At 68.9% G+C, this 18158-nt stretch carries 13 protein-coding genes and 1 tRNA gene; 4 read left to right on the forward strand and 10 right to left on the reverse strand.

Translation table 11 applies throughout. The annotated features are described in order from the left end of the window. Positions 1 to 102: 102 nt before the first annotated feature. A complete protein-coding gene (locus tag ACZZZB_RS02935) occupies positions 103 to 1764 on the reverse strand; it encodes a S1C family serine protease (RefSeq protein WP_463528967.1) in 1662 nt (553 codons plus the stop codon). 158 nt (positions 1765 to 1922) lie between these two features. On the opposite strand from ACZZZB_RS02935, the gene ACZZZB_RS02940 reads away from it, so the two are divergent. Then, positions 1923 to 3119: an aminotransferase class I/II-fold pyridoxal phosphate-dependent enzyme gene (locus tag ACZZZB_RS02940; protein ID WP_192018185.1), complete on the forward strand. Its 1197-nt coding sequence runs from the start codon at positions 1923 to 1925 to the stop codon at positions 3117 to 3119. Between the two features lie 62 nt (positions 3120 to 3181). Here the strand turns inward: ACZZZB_RS02940 and ACZZZB_RS02945 are convergent, their stop codons facing one another. The 4 genes from ACZZZB_RS02945 to ACZZZB_RS02960 form a co-directional block, all read right to left on the reverse strand. Then, complete coding sequence (locus ACZZZB_RS02945; protein ID WP_079705563.1) at positions 3182 to 4078, reverse strand: glycine betaine ABC transporter substrate-binding protein; 897 nt, start codon at positions 4076 to 4078, stop codon at positions 3182 to 3184. Positions 4079 to 4149: 71 nt separating this feature from the next. Further along, positions 4150 to 5157 carry an ABC transporter permease gene (locus tag ACZZZB_RS02950; RefSeq protein WP_086473640.1) on the reverse strand — a complete coding sequence of 336 codons (1008 nt, stop codon included), beginning with the start codon at positions 5155 to 5157 and terminating at the stop codon, positions 4150 to 4152. After that, positions 5154 to 6515 (reverse strand): quaternary amine ABC transporter ATP-binding protein, encoded by a 1362-nt coding sequence (locus ACZZZB_RS02955; protein WP_086473641.1) that lies wholly within the window; start codon positions 6513 to 6515, stop codon positions 5154 to 5156. The genes ACZZZB_RS02950 and ACZZZB_RS02955 overlap by 4 nt, the downstream gene beginning before the upstream one ends. Before the next feature lie 397 nt (positions 6516 to 6912). After that, positions 6913 to 7395 (reverse strand): Lrp/AsnC family transcriptional regulator, encoded by a 483-nt coding sequence (locus ACZZZB_RS02960; RefSeq protein ID WP_079705560.1) that lies wholly within the window; start codon positions 7393 to 7395, stop codon positions 6913 to 6915. Between the two features lie 169 nt (positions 7396 to 7564). On the opposite strand from ACZZZB_RS02960, the gene ald reads away from it, so the two are divergent. Continuing rightward, positions 7565 to 8668, forward strand: a complete 1104-nt coding sequence (gene ald / locus ACZZZB_RS02965) for an alanine dehydrogenase (RefSeq protein ID WP_463528968.1) — start codon at positions 7565 to 7567, stop codon at positions 8666 to 8668. A gap of 83 nt (positions 8669 to 8751) precedes the next feature. Here the strand turns inward: ald and ACZZZB_RS02970 are convergent. From ACZZZB_RS02970 to ACZZZB_RS02980, 3 genes are all read right to left on the reverse strand, one after another. After that, positions 8752 to 8825: transfer RNA gene (locus tag ACZZZB_RS02970), tRNA-Met, on the reverse strand. A gap of 144 nt (positions 8826 to 8969) precedes the next feature. Then, on the reverse strand, positions 8970 to 11894 hold the full coding sequence (locus ACZZZB_RS02975) for a UPF0182 family membrane protein (protein WP_124769026.1): 2925 nt from the start codon (positions 11892 to 11894) through the stop codon (positions 8970 to 8972). Between the two features lie 71 nt (positions 11895 to 11965). Next, positions 11966 to 13096: a YlbL family protein gene (locus ACZZZB_RS02980; protein WP_192018191.1), complete on the reverse strand. Its 1131-nt coding sequence runs from the start codon at positions 13094 to 13096 to the stop codon at positions 11966 to 11968. Positions 13097 to 13216: 120 nt separating this feature from the next. On the opposite strand from ACZZZB_RS02980, the gene ACZZZB_RS02985 reads away from it, so the two are divergent. Continuing rightward, positions 13217 to 14614 (forward strand): zinc-dependent metalloprotease, encoded by a 1398-nt coding sequence (locus tag ACZZZB_RS02985; RefSeq protein ID WP_463528969.1) that lies wholly within the window; start codon positions 13217 to 13219, stop codon positions 14612 to 14614. Between the two features lie 87 nt (positions 14615 to 14701). Further along, positions 14702 to 15571, forward strand: coding sequence for a TOMM precursor leader peptide-binding protein (locus ACZZZB_RS02990; RefSeq protein ID WP_463528970.1), 870 nt, complete (start codon positions 14702 to 14704; stop codon positions 15569 to 15571). Here ACZZZB_RS02990 and ACZZZB_RS02995 read toward each other — a convergent pair. Continuing rightward, positions 15459 to 17192 carry an ATP-dependent helicase gene (locus tag ACZZZB_RS02995; RefSeq protein ID WP_463528971.1) on the reverse strand — a complete coding sequence of 578 codons (1734 nt, stop codon included), beginning with the start codon at positions 17190 to 17192 and terminating at the stop codon, positions 15459 to 15461. The genes ACZZZB_RS02990 and ACZZZB_RS02995 overlap by 113 nt on opposite strands. Positions 17193 to 17217: 25 nt before the next feature. After that, positions 17218 to 18156, reverse strand: coding sequence for an NAD(+) diphosphatase (gene nudC / locus ACZZZB_RS03000; RefSeq protein WP_463528972.1), 939 nt, complete (start codon positions 18154 to 18156; stop codon positions 17218 to 17220). Positions 18157 to 18158: the final 2 nt, after the last annotated feature.

An 18158-nucleotide genomic window follows, 5' to 3' on the forward strand; every position in this document is an offset into this window, starting at 1 on the left:
CGTTCGATCGAGCCTAGCAGCCGGTCGTCGGGGTGGCCCGGACGCGGAGGACGCCCGCACGGTGGCCGTGCGGGCGTCCTCCGGGGCATGACGCCCCGGGTGTCAGAGCGCGAGTTCGCCGAGCGTGACGTCGGCGGTCTGCGAGTCGTTGCCGCGGGTGAAGGTGAGCTTCGCCGTCGCCCCGGCCGCGAGCGCCCGCACCTGAGCGGTGAGGTCGTTCGCACCCGTGACCGGGACGCCGTTGAACTCGGTGACGATGTCCCCGGACTTCAGACCCGCGGCCTGCGCGGCGCCGTTGTCGGTGACCTTGTCGATGAGTGCGCCGGCGACCGTGCTCTTGGCGTCGCTCGAGGCGTCCTTCACGGTCGCGCCGAGCAGGCCGTGGGTCGCCTTGCCCGTCTTGATGATCTCGTCCGAGACGCGCTTGGCGATGTTCGCCGGGATGGCGAAGCCGACACCGATGCTGCCGCTCTGCGACGACGAGTCGGTGCTTCCGGCGCTCGCGATCGCGACGTTGACACCGATGAGCTTGCCGGTGCCGTCGACGAGCGCGCCACCCGAGTTGCCGGGGTTGATCGCCGCGTCGGTCTGGATGACCGCGATGGAGATCGAGGAGGTCGGCGCGGTCGGGGTGGTCTGCCCCGGCACGTCGAAGTTCCACGGGCTCTGGTTGTCGCCGTTCGAGTCGCCGGACCCGCCGTCGTCGCTCGATCCGGAGTCCGGAACGGCAGAGGAGGCGACGGTGATGCTCCGGTTGAGGGCGCTGACGATGCCGTCCGTGACGGTTCCCGCCAGTCCGAGCGGCGCACCGATCGCGACGGCCGTCTCGCCGACGTTGAGCTTGTCGGAGTTCGCGAACTCCATCGGGCTGAGACCCGAGGCGTCCTCGAGCTTGATGACCGCCAGGTCGTAGATCGGGTCCGTGCCGACGATCTTGGCGTTGTACAGCTTGCCGTTCGCATCGGTGACGCGGATGGTCGGGTCGGCGACCTGGCCGTCCAGGGTCACCACGTGCGTGTTCGTCAGGACGTAACCGTCCTTGCTGAGGATGATCCCCGAGCCGGTACCGGCGCTCTGCCCGCCCTGGACCGAGAGGGTCACGACGCTCGGCCCGGCCGTCGCGGCGATGGCCGTGGTCAGGCTGACGTCGGCGTCGTCGTTGATGGTGAACGCCTTCGAGCCCGCCTCGTTGCTCGAGACGCTCGACTTCGTCGCGTTCGTGACCCAGAGCGTCGCCCCGGCGCCGGACGCTCCTCCGATGAGGGCGCCGACGGCGAGCATCGCGACCATGCCGGCCAGCGGGCGGTTGGTCCTCTTCGTCCGCGCTGCCGGTGGCGTCGGGACGCCAGGGTGCTGCCCGGTCGGCTGCTGGGCGTAGGGGGACGCTCCGTAGGGACCGTGCTGCTGACCGGGCTGCGGCTGAACCGTGGGCTGCTGACCGGTGGGCTGCTGGTACGCGGCGTACGGGTTCGGCTGCTGCTGACGGGAGAAGGCTGCTGACGGGTGCTGCGGCGCCTGCTGATACGGCGAGCCCTGCTGGGCCGCGCCGTAGGGCTGCTGCGTCGGCTGACCGGCGGGCGGTGCGGCCGGTGGCATCGCGGTCGGGGGCGGGAAGTACGCTCCTGAGGTCGACGGCCGTGCCTCGCCCGCGGGAGGCACTGTGCCGCCCGCCTGCTCAGCGGGTGCGGACTGCGGCGCGGTCTCACCGTTCGGGGTGGACTGGGGGTGTTCGGCGGGCTGCTGTCCGTCTGCGGTGTCGGTCATGGCGATTCTGCTCCTTCCAAGCGCAGTCAGCTTCCCGTGCTGAGCTGAGTGTTTCATTCGCGCCCGCTGTGCGCCGGCTAGGGCTTCGCCGCAAGGACCTGCGCACGGTGTCCTAGATTGGGAGCGGCCCGCGCCCGCGGCCACGGAGGGAGATCGACATGGTGGTTGACGGACCCTGGCGGCGCACCGCCGAAGGCGCCGGCCTCGTCGACGAGGACGGACACGTCTCGTCGACGATCTTCGCGGAGATGAGCGCGCTCGCGCTGCAGACCGGAGCCGTCAACCTCGGCCAGGGGTTCCCCGACGAGGACGGGCCCGAGGCGGTCCTCGCCGAGGCGGTCGCGGCCATCGAGCGCGGCGAGAACCAGTACCCGCCCGGCCCGGGCACCCTGGACCTCCGCACCGCGATCAGCGAGCACCAGCGACGGTTCTACGGTCTCCAGCCCGACCCGCAGGGAGAGGTGCTCGTCACCGCCGGAGCGACCGAGGCGCTCGCCGCGACCCTCCTCGCCCTCGTCGAGCACGGCGACGAGGTCGTGACCTTCGAGCCGTTCTATGACGCGTACGGCGGACTCATCGCCCTCGCCGGTGGCCGGCACCGGACGGTCAAGCTGCGCGCACCCGACTTCCAGCCGGACCCGGACGAGCTCCGCGCCGCCGTCACCGACCGGACCAGGGTCATCCTGGTCAACACCCCGCACAACCCGACCGGCACCGTCCTCGACCGCGCGACGCTCGACCTGATCGCCGAGTTGGCGGAGCGCCACGATGCGATCATCGTGACCGACGAGGTCTACGAGCACCTGACCTTCGACGTCCGGCACGTCCCCATCGCGACCCTGCCGGGTGCCGCCGGACGCACACTCACGATCTCGTCCGGTGGCAAGACCTTCAGCACGACCGGCTGGAAGATCGGCTGGTTGAGCGGACCCCGCGAACTCGTCACGGCCGTCACGACGGTCAAGCAATACCTCAGCTACGTCAACGGCGCACCGTTCCAGCCGGCGATGGCGACCGGACTCCGACTGCCCGACGCCGCATTCACGGCCATCGCCGACGGCCTGCGCGGCAAACGGGACCTCCTGAGCGCGGGCCTCTCCGCCGCCGGTTTCGACACCTTCCGACCGGACGGTACCTACTTCATCGTGGCCGATGCGACCCCGTTGGGCTTCGACGATGCTGCAGCGTTCTGCCGGGCACTGCCCGAGCTCGCCGGTGTCGTGGCGGTGCCGATGTCGGCGTTCTGCCTCGACCGGCACGACCCGGACTACGCGTCACTGGTCCGGTTCGCGTTCTGCAAGCGCGTCGAGGTGCTGGAGCGGGCCGTCGACGGCCTCGCCCGACTCCGCGGCTGACGCCCTGATGCACAAGACAACGGGCACCGGATCGCTCCGGTGCCCGTCGTCTCATCGATCCGCTACTTGGTGAGCGAGTCCACGTACTCCTGGTTGTCGCTGATCCACTGCTTGACGACGGGCGCGTAGTCCTTCGAGTCACCCTCGTTGAACATCGCGTTCTCGAGCGAGAACAGTCGCTCCGAGTCGAAGTCGAAGTCCTTCAGCCACCCGGCGAGCGTCGGGTACTCGTCCGCGAAGTCGGCCTTGCCGAAGCTGTGGATGCCTTCGGCATCTCCGAGGGCGCCCTTCGGGTCCTCGAGGTCCTTGATCGGGAACGCGTCGTAGGCCCAGTGCGGACGCCACAGCGTGACGGCGATGTTCTCGCCGGCGTCGGTCGCGGCCTTCAGCTCCGAGAGCATGGCAGGAGTGCCCGAGGTCAGGAACTCCCAGTCGTCGAGGCCGTACTCGGGGATGACCTTGTCCTGGGTGGCCTCGGTCAGTCCGGCACCGGGGTCGATGCCGACGAGGCGACTGTCGAAGAGGTCCGCGTTGGCCGCGAGGTCCTCGAGCGAGTCGACAGGGGCGTCCTCGTTGACGGCGATCGTGAGCTTGGCGTCGGTGTTCCAGGCGCCGAGGTCGACGACGTCGTCACCGAACTTCTCGATGTAGCTCGCGTGCGTGGTCGGCAGCCAGACGTCGAGCGTCAGGTCGTAGTCACCGGTGCTGAGGCCGGAGAACACCGGGGCGGGCTCCGCCTCCTCGAGGGTGACGTCGTAGCCCTGCTCCTCGAGCACGGCCTTCCACAGCTCGGAGGCCGCGATGCCCTCGTCCCAGCCGCTGAACACGGCGATGGTCACCGCCTGCTTGTCGCCGTTCTCGAGCGTCTCGTCCGAGGCGCCCGCGGAGCAGCCGGAGATGGCGAGCGTCGCCGCCGCCCCCGCTGCGATGGTGGTTGCGATCTTGGTGCGGTACTGCATGTTCGATGATTCCTTTCGTCCCGCGTGACGCGGGGATCGGTGTCGTCGGATGGAAGCTGTGTGCCGGTGGGTCACCGCACGGTGGTCGGCGACTCGGCGGGAGTGCGCTGCTCCTCACCGGAGGCGGTGCTGTCAGTCGTCGTGGTGCTCGAGGCAGGCGCCGGTCGGATCCCGCCGGGCGAGGACGGGGCAGCCTTCGTGCGCTTCCCGCGCTGCTTGCGACCGCCGCCGAGGGAAGCCGTGAGACGGTCCAGGAAGATCGCCAGGATGACGACCGACAGGCCCGCTTCGGAGCCGAGCTGGATGTCGATCCGGGAGAGGCTCTTGACGACGTCGCCACCCAGGCCGCCGGCGCCCACCATGCCGGCGATGACGACCATCGAGAGCGAGAGCATGATGACCTGGTTGACACCGGCCATGATGTTCGGCATCGCGAGCGGCAGCTGGATCTGGCGGAGGATCCGCCAGGAGGAAGCGCCGAACGCGTTGCCGGCCTCGACGACCTCGCGGTCGACGTTGCGGATCCCGAGTTCCGTGAGACGGACGGCCGGGGCCAGCGCGAAGACGATCGTCGCGACGATGCCCGGGACGACGCCGATGCGGAACAGGATGAGCGCGGGGATGAGGTAGACGAACGCGGGAGTCGTCTGCATGAAGTCGAGCAACGGCCGGATGATCGACGACGCGACCTTCGAGCGCGCCGCCAGGATGCCGAGTGGGATCCCGATCACGATGGCGATGAGTCCGGCCACGAGCACGAGCGAAAGCGAGTCCATCGCGTTGTCCCACTGCTCGACGCCGACGATGATCAACAGCCCGACCGCGGAGCCGATGGCGAACACCGGGCCCCGTGCGACGAAGGCCAGCAGGGCGGCGACGATGATGATCACCCAGAACGGCGGACCACTGAGCACGAGGTCGACGCCGTCGTACAGCCCCTGGAAGACGCTCCGGATGACGTCGAAGACGGGCTGGAAGACGTCGGTGATGAAGTCGACGAAGGCTTCGACCCACGCTCCGATCTCGGGGCGGGTGATGGCGTCCAGGAACCCGGACGACTGGAGACGGATGCCGTTCATCGGACACTCCCTTCCGGCAGGCTCGCTGCCGGTTCGGCGGCGCTGGTCTCGATCGACGAGGTCACGTCGTCGGGGTGCTGCGGGTCCTCCGCGGTCGACCGCAGGGTCGCCGTGATGAGCTCGACGGGCACCGTCGCCGGCGGCCCGACGAGGCTGATCTCGTCCGTGTTGGTCGGGACGTTGCCGACGGCGGCGAGCAGGGTCACCCGCGGGACGACGCCCAGCAGGCGCGTCCGCTCGTCCACGACGGCGACGGGCAGGGCACTCTCGACGGCGGACTCGAAGAGGTCGACGAGCGCCGCCTCCGGCGAGACCGTGGCGAGGTCGGCGGTGATGACGCTGCCGAGCTCGTGGTCGCCCGCACGGACGAGGCGCAGCACGTCCTTGTCGCGGACGACGCCGAGGAGCTGCCGACCCGGACCGACCACGAAGGCGGTCGAGGTCTGCAGGTCGCGCATGATGCGCAGGGCGGCCCGAGGTCCGGCGGACGCGGAGACGACGGAGCGCGCGGGTTCCATCACACCACCGGCGGTCAGGACGCGGGCGCGGTCGACGTCCTGCACGAACTGGGCGACGTAGTCGTTCGCCGGGTCGGTCAGGATGTCGTTCGGGGTGCCGACCTGGACGATCCGGCCGTCGCGCATGACGGCGATCCGGTCGCCGAGGAACATCGCCTCGTTGAGGTCGTGGGTGATGAACACGATGGTCTTGCCGAGCTCGGCCTGCAGCTCGACGAGCTGCTCCTGCATCTCGCGGCGGATGAGGGGATCGAGCGCGGAGAACGCCTCGTCCATGAGGAGGATGTCGGTGTCCGAGGCGAGTGCGCGGGCGAGGCCGACGCGCTGCTGCATCCCACCCGAGAGCTGGCCCGGGAGCTTGTCCTCCCAGCCTGCGAGCCCGACGCGCTCGACGACGGCCTGGGCCCGCTCGCGTCGTTCAGCGGCCGGCACACCCTTCACCTCGAGTCCGTAGGCGGCGTTCTCGAGCACCGTGCGGTGCGGCAGCAGGGCGAAGTGCTGGAAGACCATCGAGATGTTGTCCTGTCGGACCGTACGCAGCTGCTTCGAGGACACCCCCGAGATCGGCTTCCCGGCGATGGTCACGGTGCCCGCCGTCGGTTCGAGCAGGCCGTTGAGCATCCGGATCAGCGTCGACTTGCCCGAGCCGGAGAGGCCCATCACGACGAAGATCTCGCCCTGTTTCACCTCGAACGAGGCGTCGATGACGGCTGCGGTGGTCCCGCCGGAGGCGAGTTCGTCTCGCGACGCACCGGCCTGCAGGCGTTTCACGGCTTCCTTCGGCTTCCTGCCGAAGACCTTGTACAGTCCCGTCGCGGAGACGGCAATCGTTTCGGTCATGTGTTCTCCTGGAAGCGCACGCGGAACCGCGGTGCGCTCTTCCTGTCGATCGTCAGGCCGGGTCGAACGGCTCTCGATCCGCCCCATCGGCGCACTGATGGACAGCGCGCGGGCTCGGATCACGTGGGGCGACAACGGCTACCGCGTGGCGTTCGACCGTACGTCCAGCACGCCGTCACGGGGCGACAGGGGGCGGGACGCGGTTACGTAGGTCAGCCCTTGCGGGCCGTCGACAACGCTAACGAAACTCACAGCTGCTGGCTAATCGAGGATCCCCCAAAAGGCGGACATCGCGCACGGCCTCCATGGCAAAACCGAACATGGTCAGGGTTTTCCGCCGAACTCCTTCGTTATGCGTTCGTGACCTTCGCGCGCCCGGTACAGCCGCGGATCACCCTCACTCCCCCACCGCGACGCCGATGAACGAGTGATCGAACACCAGGCTCGTGCGGGTCGAGGCGACCGTCGGATCGGCCGACAGGTGCTCGACGACGAAGTCGCGGATGTGGGCGCTGTCCCGCGCCGCGAGATGGATGACGAAGTCCTCGGAGCCGCCGAGGAAGAACACCTGCACGACCTCCGGGAGCTGTCGGATGCCGGCGCTGAACTCGGCGATACGGGCGCGAGCCCCCGCCCTGATGTTGACGCTGATGAGCGCCTCCAGACCGAGCCCGACCGCGACCGGATCGATACGCGCCGAGAACCCCGTGATCACGCCACGATCGACGAGCGACCGCACCCGGGCGACGCACGTCGAGGGGGCGATGCCGACGAGCTCCGCCATGCGTGCGTTCGTCATGCGTGCGTTCTCCTGCAGGAGCCGCAGGAGTGCGTGATCGACGTCGTCGAGGTCCGCGCGTCCGTGCAGATTGTTCGTCATCCTGCGCCCACTCTCTTGTTCAGCCGAATCATCATCGAATTCAGACACGAATTCCGCAGAAGCTGCGGTGTTCATCCGACTGAAACGCAGCAACCTCAGAATAGTCGCACACCGTCCACCGACGAGCGGGAGAGCCGAGCCTTGGCCCAGCCTGCGAGAGGAACCAGCCATGCGAATCGGCATCCCCACGGAGATCAAGAACAACGAGAACCGGGTCGCGGCGACGCCAGGCGGCGTCCACGAACTCGTCCGACACGGCCATGAGGTCGTCGTCCAGGCGGGCGCCGGCCTCGGGTCCGGCAATCTCGACGAGGCGTATCGTGCCGCCGGCGCGACCATCGCCACCGACGCGGCCTCCGTCTGGGCGGCGGGCGACCTCCTACTCAAGGTGAAGGAGCCCGTCGCCGCCGAGTACGACTTCCTGCGGGCCGACCAGACGCTCTTCACCTACCTCCACCTCGCGGCGGACCGTCCGCTGACCGACGCCCTGATCGCCTCTGGGACCACCGCGATCGCCTATGAGACCGTGCAGCTCCCCAACCGCTCCCTGCCGCTCCTGCAGCCGATGAGCGAGGTCGCAGGACGACTGTCCACGCAAGTCGGCGCCTACCACCTCATGCGCGCCACCGGTGGCCGAGGGATCCTGCTGGGCGGCGTGCCCGGAACCCCCAAGGCGAAGGTCGTCGTCATCGGCGGCGGGGTCGCCGGCGAGCACGCCGCGGCCAACGCGCTCGGCATGCAGGCGGACGTCACGATCATCGACATCTCCATCCCTCGCCTCCGCGAGCTGGAGAACCGCTTCAGCGGGCAGATCCAGACCAGACCGTCATCGGCGTACGAGATCGCGGAGCAGCTCCGCGACGCCGACCTCGTCATCGGCTCGGTACTCATCCCCGGGGCCCAGGCCCCGAAGCTCGTCACCGACGCCATGGTGGCGGACATGAAGCCCGGCTCGGTGCTCGTCGACATCGCGATCGACCAGGGCGGCTGTTTCGAGGGCTCCCGGCCGACGACGCACGACGACCCGACGTTCCGTGTCCACGACAGCCTCTACTACTGCGTGGCCAACATGCCCGGCGCCGTCCCGGAGACCTCGACGCGCGCGCTGACCAACGCCACCCTCCGGTACGCACTCGCCATCGCCGACCAGGGCACGGGAGAAGCGGTGGCGGCCGACGCAGCGCTCCGCGCGGGCGTCAACATCCACGCGGGTGCGGTCACCAACGCCGGCGTGGCCGCGGCGTTCGGCCTCCCCGTCGCGACGATGGGCTGACCCACCGCTCGCCGGCTGCGGGCAATCTTCCCCGGAAACGACGAAATCCCGGTCTCGAGGAGACCGGGATTTCATCTTTTCTGTTGCAGGGGCAGGATTTGAACCTACGACCTCTGGGTTATGAGCCCAGCGAGCTACCGAACTGCTCCACCCTGCGGCACAAGAGATAAACCTAGCATGCATTCTGAGGGCGTGCAAATCGCGTGCCGCCAAGCACTCCGATTCCGGCCGAATCCCTCCTCCTGGAACGCCGAACGGCGCCGCCCGTCAGGGCGACGCCGTTCGGATTGCAGGCTCGAAGTCAGCCGTTCAGCAGTGCGAGCGCCTGCGCCAGTGCGTCGGAGATCTTCTTGTCCGCCACCCCGTAGGCAGCCCAGTCACCGCTCGCCATGGCCGCGTCCTTCTCGACCATCGCTGCCTTCGCCTGGTCGAGCAGGGTCTTGATCTGCGCATCCACCGTCGGGTCGCCCGTGCTCGGGGTCGAACCCGTGTCGGTTCCGCCGCCGGTGTCCGTGCCGTCCGTCGGGGGCGTCGTGCTGTCGCCCGGGACGTTGGTGTCACCCGCATCCGCACCCGAGTCGCCGCCGAACAGGACGTCGAGCGCCTCGTCCAGCGTGTCTTCGAAGGCGATCTGGTCGCCGAAGGCGACGAGCACCTTCTGCAGGAGCGGGAAGCTCGTGTCGCCGGTGGACTTCACGTAGACCGGCTGCACGTAGAGCAGACCGCCACCGACCGGCACGGTCAGCAGGTTGCCGTTCAGCACCTCGGTCTGGCCCTGCTTCAGGATGTTGATCTGGCTCGACACGCTCGGATCGGAGTCGAAGGTGTTCTGCACCTGGCCGGGGCCCGGCACGGTGTCGTCCTTCGGCAGGGTCAAGAGTCTGATCTTGCCGTAGTCGGAGCTCCGCTTGCCGTCCTCGGCGCCGGCGTTCGCATCGACCGCGAGGTAGCCGGTCAGCACGTTCCGCGACTGCTCACCGCCCTGACGCGGGATGAACGTGGAGTACAGGGAGAAGGACGGCGCGTCCTGCTCGGGCAGCTGCATCGTCAGGTAGTACGGCGGCTGGTACTTCTTCTCCGTGTCGGTCGACTGCGGGTCGTTGGGGGTGACCCACGCGTCCTCGCTCGAGTAGAACGAACCGGCGTTGGTGACGTGGTACTGGCCGAGCACCGAACGCTGGACCTTGAAGAGGTCGGCCGGGTACCGGACGTGGCTCATCAGATCGCCGGACATGTCCGACATCGGCTTGACCGTCGACGGGAACACCTTCTGCCAGGTCTTGAGGATCGGATCCTGGTCGTCCCAGCTGTAGAGCGTCACCTTGCCGTCGTACGCGTTGACGGTCGCCTTCACCGAGTTCCGGATGTAGTTGACGTCGTCGAGCGCGTAGTTCTGCGCCGGCGTGACCGAGTCGGAGATCGTGTCGGACAGGCTCACGGTCTTCGAGTAGGGGTAGCTGGCGCTCGTCGTGTAGCCGTCGACGATCCAGACGATCTGACCGTCCACCACGGACGGGTAGGGGTCGGAGTCGAGCGTCAGGTAGGGAGCGACCTTCTGGACCCGGGTGAGCGGGTCGCGGTCGTAGAGGATCTGCGACTGGCTGTTCACGGAGTCGGAGAGGAAGATCTGCTCCGACTGGAACTTGAGCGCGTAGACGAGCTTCTTGAAGACGTTGTCGAGCTTGGGCCCGCCGTCGCCGTCGAAGGTCGTGTAGGTCTGCGACTCACCTTGCGTGCCCGACGGGTAGTCGAGCTCCACCGGGTCCGCGCCCTTGGGAGCGCCGACGATGGAGTAGTCGGGCGACTGCTCACCGAAGTACACGCGCGGTTCGAAGTCGCCGAGCGCGCCGGTGGTGGGGATACCGGACTCGAGGAAGACCGGCTCACCGGAGGCCGAGCGCTGGTTGCCGTACGCGGCGACCAGACCGTACCCGTGGGTGTACACGACGGTGTTGTTGATCCACGACTGCGAATTGTCGAGGCCGGCGACGTTCAGCTCGCGGACCGCGACGACGGCGTCCTGCGTCTTGCCGTCGATGTTGTAGCGGTCGACGTCGAGCTGCTTGTCGAAGGAGTAGAACTGCTTGAACTGCTCGAGCTGCGCGACCGAGGCGCTCACGAGCGACGGGTCGATGATCCGGATGTTCGCCGTGGTCTCGGCGTCCTGACGGAGTGCTCCGGGGGTCGCGTCGGTGGTGGCCGCGTACTCCTCCTCCTCGACGTCGGCGATCCCGTAGGCGTCGCGGGTCATGTCGATGTTCCGCTTGATGTACGGCGTCTCGAGGCTCTTCGCGTTCGGCTCCACCTGGAAACGCTGGACGATCCACGGGTAGAGGCTGCCGACGATGAGGGACGCGACGATGAGCAGCGCGGTACCGACGAGCGGCAGACGCCAGCGGCCGGTGAACGCGGTGACGACGAACAGGACGGCGACCATGAGCGCGATCCCGGCGAGGATGACCCGACCGGGGATGGTGGCGGCGACGTCGGTGTACGAGGCGCCGGTGATGAGCGTGCCGGTGTCGTTGAGGGTCGTGTACTGGTCGAGCCAGAGGCTGACGGCCTGCAGGATCAGGTACAGCGCGGCGAGCACCGAGATCTGTACGCGGGCCGCCATGGAGATCCAGACCTCACGGCTGACCACCCGGATGCCTCCGTAGAGGTAGGTGACGACGGCGGTGGCGATCAGGGCGATCAGCACGACCGCCGAGGAGAAGGCGACCACGGCCTGGAAGAACGGCAGGTCGAAGAGGTAGAACGACACGTCGAGGTTGAACTGCGGGTCCTTGGTGCCGGACGGGGTGCCGTTCATCCACAGCAGCACCAGCTGCCAGCGCGAAGCCGCGGCGACACCGCCGAAGAGGCCGAAGAGCGCCGGGATGCCGTAGGTCGCGAGTCGGCGGAGCGGCTCGACCACCTGCTGGTAGCGGTCGACCTGCGAGCTGAGCTTCGCGTAGACCGGACGGGTCCGGTAGGCGATCTCGATGGCGAGCCAGACGGGCAGGGCCATGCCCACGAACCCGACGAGGAACATCGCGATCGCCGCGATCCACTGCGTGGTCAGGACCTCGGTGAAGCCGAGCTGTTGGAACCACAGCAGGTCGGCGTAGAACCCCGAGAACACGAAGAACCCGATCAGGAGCGCGGCGATGATCGCCACCGTGATCGCGATCGGGGCGCGTCGGCGCTGAGTGGACAGGGGCTTCTCTGCTGCTGCGGATGTCACGTGTGGCCTCTTCAGATAGGGGTCGTCCCACCCATCCTAAAGCGGCCGGGCTGGGAGAGCGCCCGAAGCGGTCAACCGGCCGAGCAGGTGGGCAGCTTGCTCGTGTCGGCTCCGTCCGCGATGGCCTTGAGCGCTGCGAGCGAATCGTCGAGGGTCTTCACGGCGAAGACCGTCAAGCCGTCCGGGACGTGTCCGGCGACCTCATCGCAGTTGCTCTCCGGCGCGAGGAACCACTCGGCCCCGGCGTCCTTCGCGCCGAACAGCTTCTGCCGGATGCCGCCGATCGCGCCGACGTTGCCGTCGGCGTCGATCGTCCCGGTACCGGCGACGTCCTTCCCGCCGTTGAGCTCGCCCGGGGTGAGCAGGTCGATCATGCCGAGCGCGAACATCATGCCGGCGCTCGGGCCGCCGACGTTGTCGAGCTGGATGGTGATGTCGACGGGGAGGTCGTAGGTGGTCTTGGTGCCGATGCCGATCACGGTCGAAGTCGTCCCGTCCGACGCGGTCGCGGTCGTCGGCGTGATCTCGACGGTGCTCGCCGCTCCCCCACGCACGATGTCGAGCGTGACCGGTTTGTCCGTGCCGTTGGCGTTGATCGCGTCCCGCAGGCCGGCCAGGCCGGTCACCGGCGTACCGTCGACAGCGACGATCTCGTCGTCGAGCTGCAGCACCCCCTGCGCGGGGGCACCTTCCGCGATCTGTGCCACCACGATGTGCTCGGGGACCTCGTACCCGAGCTCACGCAACGCCGCCGCGACCGAGTCCTGCTGCGAGTCGACCATGAGGGTCGCGTTCTGCTCGTCGCGCTGCTCGGTCGTGACGCCGGGCGGGAAGTAGAGGTCCATCGGTACGACGGCGCGGCTCGGGTCGAACCAGGCCGAGACGATGTCGAGCCAGCCCGGGCTCCGTTGCGGGTTCCCGACCAGCTGGACCGTTAACATGTCGAGTGTGCCGCCGGTCTCGTAGGTCTGCTCGTCGTGGACCTCGATGAGCGGGACGTCGCCGTCATCGCCCTCGGTCGTACCCAGCACGTTGAACACTGGACCCGGCTGTTCGATGACGTACGGCGCGGGTACCGCCGAGAGCACGCCGAGGAGGACGAGCGAGAGGCTGAGCACGATCCACCCGAACCGGGCGCGACGATTGCGACCCTGACCGGTCGGCGCCGAAGCGGTGGGAGCCTCATCGGCGAAGAGCGACATGCAAGCCTTCCGGAGTGTTCGCGGTGGGCGGAAACCCGACCAACCATACCCCGGCGATTCTTCAGCGAGGTGCGACTAGCGTAGAAGGCCCAGCACCGAGCTATCTGAGAGGCGGCTGACGTGCCAGAGGATTCCGACAAGAGTCCGGAGGACGAGTTCCGCGACATGCTCCGCGAGCTCCTCTCCGGCAACGGTTCGTTCGACCCGAGCCAGCTCGCCGGCGCCGCCGGCCTCCCCAGCGATCCGGCCAGTCTCGCTGCGCTCATGTCGCAGCTCCAGGGCGCACTCCGCTCCAGTGGCGACGGCATCAACTGGGACACCTCGCTCCAGCAGGCGAAGACCATCGCCGGAGACGGCGCCCAGGACACGACGCCCGAGCAGCGTGCGGCGTTCGAGCAGGCGTTCCACATCGCCTCCCTGTGGCTCGCCGACGTCACCGACGTCGCCGAGCTGTCGAGCGGACCGGCCCTGTACACGAGGACGCGCTGGGCCACGAAGACGATGCCGTTCTGGACGCAGCTCGCCGAGCCGGTGGCCACGAACATCGCGAACGCCCTGACCGGCGTGCTCACGGAACGCGCGCCCGAGGAGCTGTCGAGCATGATCGCGAACGCCGGACAGCTCGTCCGCGGCATCGGCGGCACGCTCTTCGCCATGCAGCTCGGACAAGTCGTCGGTCAGCTCTCCAAGGAGGTCGTCTCCGGCGGCGACATCGGCATCCCACTGCTCGACGACAACGAGGCCGCCCTGGTGCCCCAGAACGTCGCCGACTTCGGCGAGGGTCTCGACATCCCGGCGGATCAGGTCCAGATCTACCTGGCGGTCCGCGAACTCGCGCACGCACGACTCTTCCGCCACGCCCGCTGGCTCCGCCTGCATCTCATCTCCTCGATCACCGACTTCGCGCGCGGCATCCGGATCGACACCGATCGACTCGAGGAGCTCGCCGAGAGCTTCGACCCGTCGAACCCCGAGGAACTCCGGGAGGCCATGACGAGCGGGGCACTCATCCCCGCCCGCACGGAGGCACAGGACGCGAGCCTCGCACGACTCGAGACGACGCTCGCCCTCATCGAGGGCTGGGTCGACGTGGTCACCGCGGCGGCCACCGAGCGTCTCCCCCGCTCCGCGGCCATCGCGGAGACCGTCCGCCGACGCCGCGCCGCCGGCGGGCCGGCCGAACAGGCCTTGGGCGCGCTCGTGGGACTCGAGCTGCGACCCCGCCGGCTGCGCGAGGCTGCGCAGATGTGGCAGCAGGTCACGGACGCCGTCGGTACCGCGCAGCGCGACGCCCTGTGGTCGCACCCCGACCTCGTGCCCACCGCAGCCGACATCGACGCCCCGGAGTCGCTCATCGCGCGCCTCGAAGCGGAGGCCAGGGGCGAGCGTCCCGAGCAGGACGAGATGGATCTCGCGCTCGAAGACCTCCTCCGTGGCGAAGAAGGCGGCGACCAGCACGACGACGAGCCCGGTTCGGAGCCCTCCGGCCCGAACGGTGCCGGCGGCCCCCCGGTCTGATCCACGGCGACGCTCCACAGCTCGTCCTTCCGGGCGGGCTGTGGAGAGTGACGACGCGACCGGTCGTCGACCCGTCATCATCGATGGATGACGACGCGCCTCGATCCCAGGAGACCGCTGCTCTGGCGAACCCCGCACAGCCTGCAGGTGGGAGTCGATGAAGCGGTCCTGCTCGACAGCGTCCGGACCGAGACCGAGCAGGTCGTCGCGGCACTGCGTGCCGGCTTCCCGGCTCTCGTCGAACGACGACTGCCGGACGCCTTCGACATCCCAGCCCAGGAGTTCGATCGCGTCCTCTCGACGCTCGACCCGGTGATCGAGCACGACGGCCCCGCTTCCGGACCCACCGTGACGCACCGGGTCGTCGTGGACGGCGCGAGCCCGGCGGCCGAACTCCTCCGACGTCTCCTCTCCGAGCAGGAGGCGGTCGAACTCCTGCCACCGGAGTCCGGGTCGACCGGATCCGGGTCGCAGCCCGACCACGTCGACGTCGCCGTCCTCTTCGCCGACTTCGTCATCCCGCCGAGTCGGTACACGCGCTGGCTGCGCGACGACGTCCCGCACCTGCCGGTCGTCTTCAGCGATCGTGTCGTGAGGATCGGGCCGTTCGTGACACCCGGTTCAGGGCCGTGCCTGCACTGCGTCGAGCTGCACCGCACCGACGACGATCCGGCCTGGCCGGCCGTCGCCTCCCAGCTCCTCGGGCGCCGCTCACCACTCGACACCCAGCTCCTCGGCGCGGAGGTCGCGACCCGCGTGACCCGCTTGGTGCTCCGACACCTCGACGCGTCCCAGCCCATCCTCGCGAGCACCCAGCTGGTGGTCGACGCCGCGACCGGTGGGGTCAGGCGCCGCGTCGTCCGGGAGCACTCGAGGTGCGCATGCCGAGCTCTGCCAGGAATCGCGACGGCTCGCGTCGACCACCGCGTTGCTGCGTCTCGGACCAGGACAGGTTGAGCAGCCGCTTGGCGCGCGTGATGCCGACGTAGAGGAGCCTCCGTTCCTCGTCCGCCTGCTCGAACTGTTTCGCGTAGGAGATCGGCAGATAGCCCTCGGAGAGCCCGATGAGGTGCACGGCCTCCCACTCGAGGCCCTTCGCCGAGTGCAGGGTCGCCAGCGTGACCGCCTCGACCGTCGGCTCGTGCTGCGCGGCCTGCCGCAGTTGCAGCTCATCCGTGAAGGCGCGGAACGAGGTCCCCTCCGGCGCCTGGTCGACGAGCCCCATGATCGCGTTGAGCGACTCCCAGCGGTCGCGCACCGCACCACCACCGTCGGGCGGGTCCTGGCTCCAGCCGAGCGACCGGAGCACGTCGCTCACGGACTTGAACAGGGGCTCACCGCTGATCGAGACGGAGGCCGCGCGGAGCTGGAGCAGGGCCTGCCGCACCTCGGGCAGCTCGAAGAAGCGCTTGGAGCCGTGCATGACGTAGGGGATGCCGGCTTCGCCGAGGGCAGTCTCCAACGCCGCCGCCTGGACGTTGATCCGGTAGAGCACGGCGATCTCCGAGGCCGGGACGCCCGCCTGCAGCTGCACGAGGATCTCCGAGGCCACGCCTCTCGCCTCGGACAGCTCGTTCGGGTACTGCCGCAGGCCGACCGCCGGCGTCTCGGGCCGTGCGGTCTGGGTGCCCTCGTCGTCTCGTGCGGTTGCCGCTGAGAGGTGCAGTGCCCCCGGGCGACCCCGCATGAGCGTGTTCGCCGCGGCCACGACCGGCGGGGCGGAACGGTAGTTGCGCTCGAGCCGGACGACCGTGGCATCGTGGTACCGGGTCGGGAAGTCGAGCAGGTAGTCGGAACGGGCACCGGCGAAGGAGTAGATGGTCTGACTCGCATCGCCGACGACGCACACGTCCCGTCGTCCGCCCAGCCAGAGTTCGAGGAGTCGGTGCTGCAGCGGCGAGACGTCCTGGTACTCGTCCACGACGAAGAAGCGGTACTGCTCGTGCACCTGCATGGCGACGGCGGGCTCGGTCTCGATCATGCCGGCGCAGGCGAGCAGGACGTCCTCGAAGTCGATGCGCCGGCGCTCGTCCTTCAACTGCTCGTACGTCTCCTGGAGCGAGACGACCTGCTCGAGGGACAGCTTGGCCGGCAACGGCCGGTTCGACGCCGTATATTGCTCGAGGGTCAGGCCGGACACCTTGCGCCATTCGATCTCGCCCGCCACATCGCGCAGGGTCGCCGTGTCGACCCGCAACCGGAGCCGTTCGGCCGCGTGCCCGAGCACCCGCCCCTTACTCTCGACGAGCGCTGGCACCTGTCCGCCGACGACCTGGGGCCAGAAGAAGTTCAGCTGTGACAGCGCGGAGGCGTGGAAGGTCCTGGCGGAGACACCCTCGGCTCCGAGTGCCCGGAGCCGGCCACGCAGTTCCGCAGCGGCGCGGCTGGTGAAGGTGAGCGCCATGACGCGCGACGCCGTGTACGTCCCGGTCGCGACCCCGTAGGCGATGCGATGGGTGATCGCACGGGTCTTCCCGGTGCCTGCGCCGGCGAGCATGCACACGGGTCCGCGGAGCGCCTCCGCCGCGACGGCCTGGTCGGGGTCGAGCCCGGCCAGCAGTTCGGCCGGGCTGCTCATCGGCGGCCCTCGGTGGTGCCGCGCCTCATCGCGACCAGGATCCGCGAAGCCACTCGTCGATCACGGCTCGTGCGATCGACGACGGTCCGGGGAGGATGACGTCGGTGGCCGGGTCCTTGAGTTCCTCCCGCGTGAACCACCGCAGGTCGAGGATCTCCTGGCCGTCCGGGACGAGCGCCTCCGGATCCTGATCCTCCGCGAGCGGGGCGACGAAGCCGAGCATGAGCGAGCGCGGGAACGGCCACGGCTGCGACCCGAGGTAGACGGGCGTCCCGAGACGCATCCCCGACTCCTCGAAGATCTCGCGGGCGACGGCCTGCTCGAGAGACTCGCCGGCGTCGACGTAGCCGGCCAGCAGTGAGTACCGGTTGTGCTCCCACATCGCGTTCGACCCGAGCAGGATCCGTCCCTGAGGATCGACGACCGCGACGATGACCGCGGGATCCATGCGTGGGAAGAGTTCGTTGCCGTCGACCGGGCAGTGCCGTGCCCAGCCGGCGTTACGGACCGTGGTCGGCGAGCCGCAGTGCGCGCAGAACGGCTCGGCACGATGCCACCCGGCAATCGCCAGCGATGTCGCCAGGATCCCGACGTCGCGGTCGGAGAGCCGATGTCCGCTGCGACGGAGGTCGAACCAGCGGTCTTCGTCCTCGGTGATCGCGTCGGCGTCGGCCTCGGCGAGGACCCACAGCAGGATGTCGGTGCCCGGTGGTGTCCCCGGGCTGTCCTCAATGGTGCTTCCGAGGTAGACCATGAGCTCCGGCTCGGGCAGGTCCGAGGGATCCAGGAGGTCGAGCGCGTCGCCGGTCACGAGTGCGCGCCGGCCGCGGAGGACGACGGCTCGGGCGTTCGGATCGACCCGCAGTCCGTCGAGCACGTCCGGTCGTGAACGGAGCTCGCCGTGACGGTCGAGTCCGCCTCTCGCAAGTGGTAGACCGGCGAGTGCGCGAACCTGAATCGTCATGG

This window comes from Plantibacter sp. AC185 (assembly GCF_979258065.1).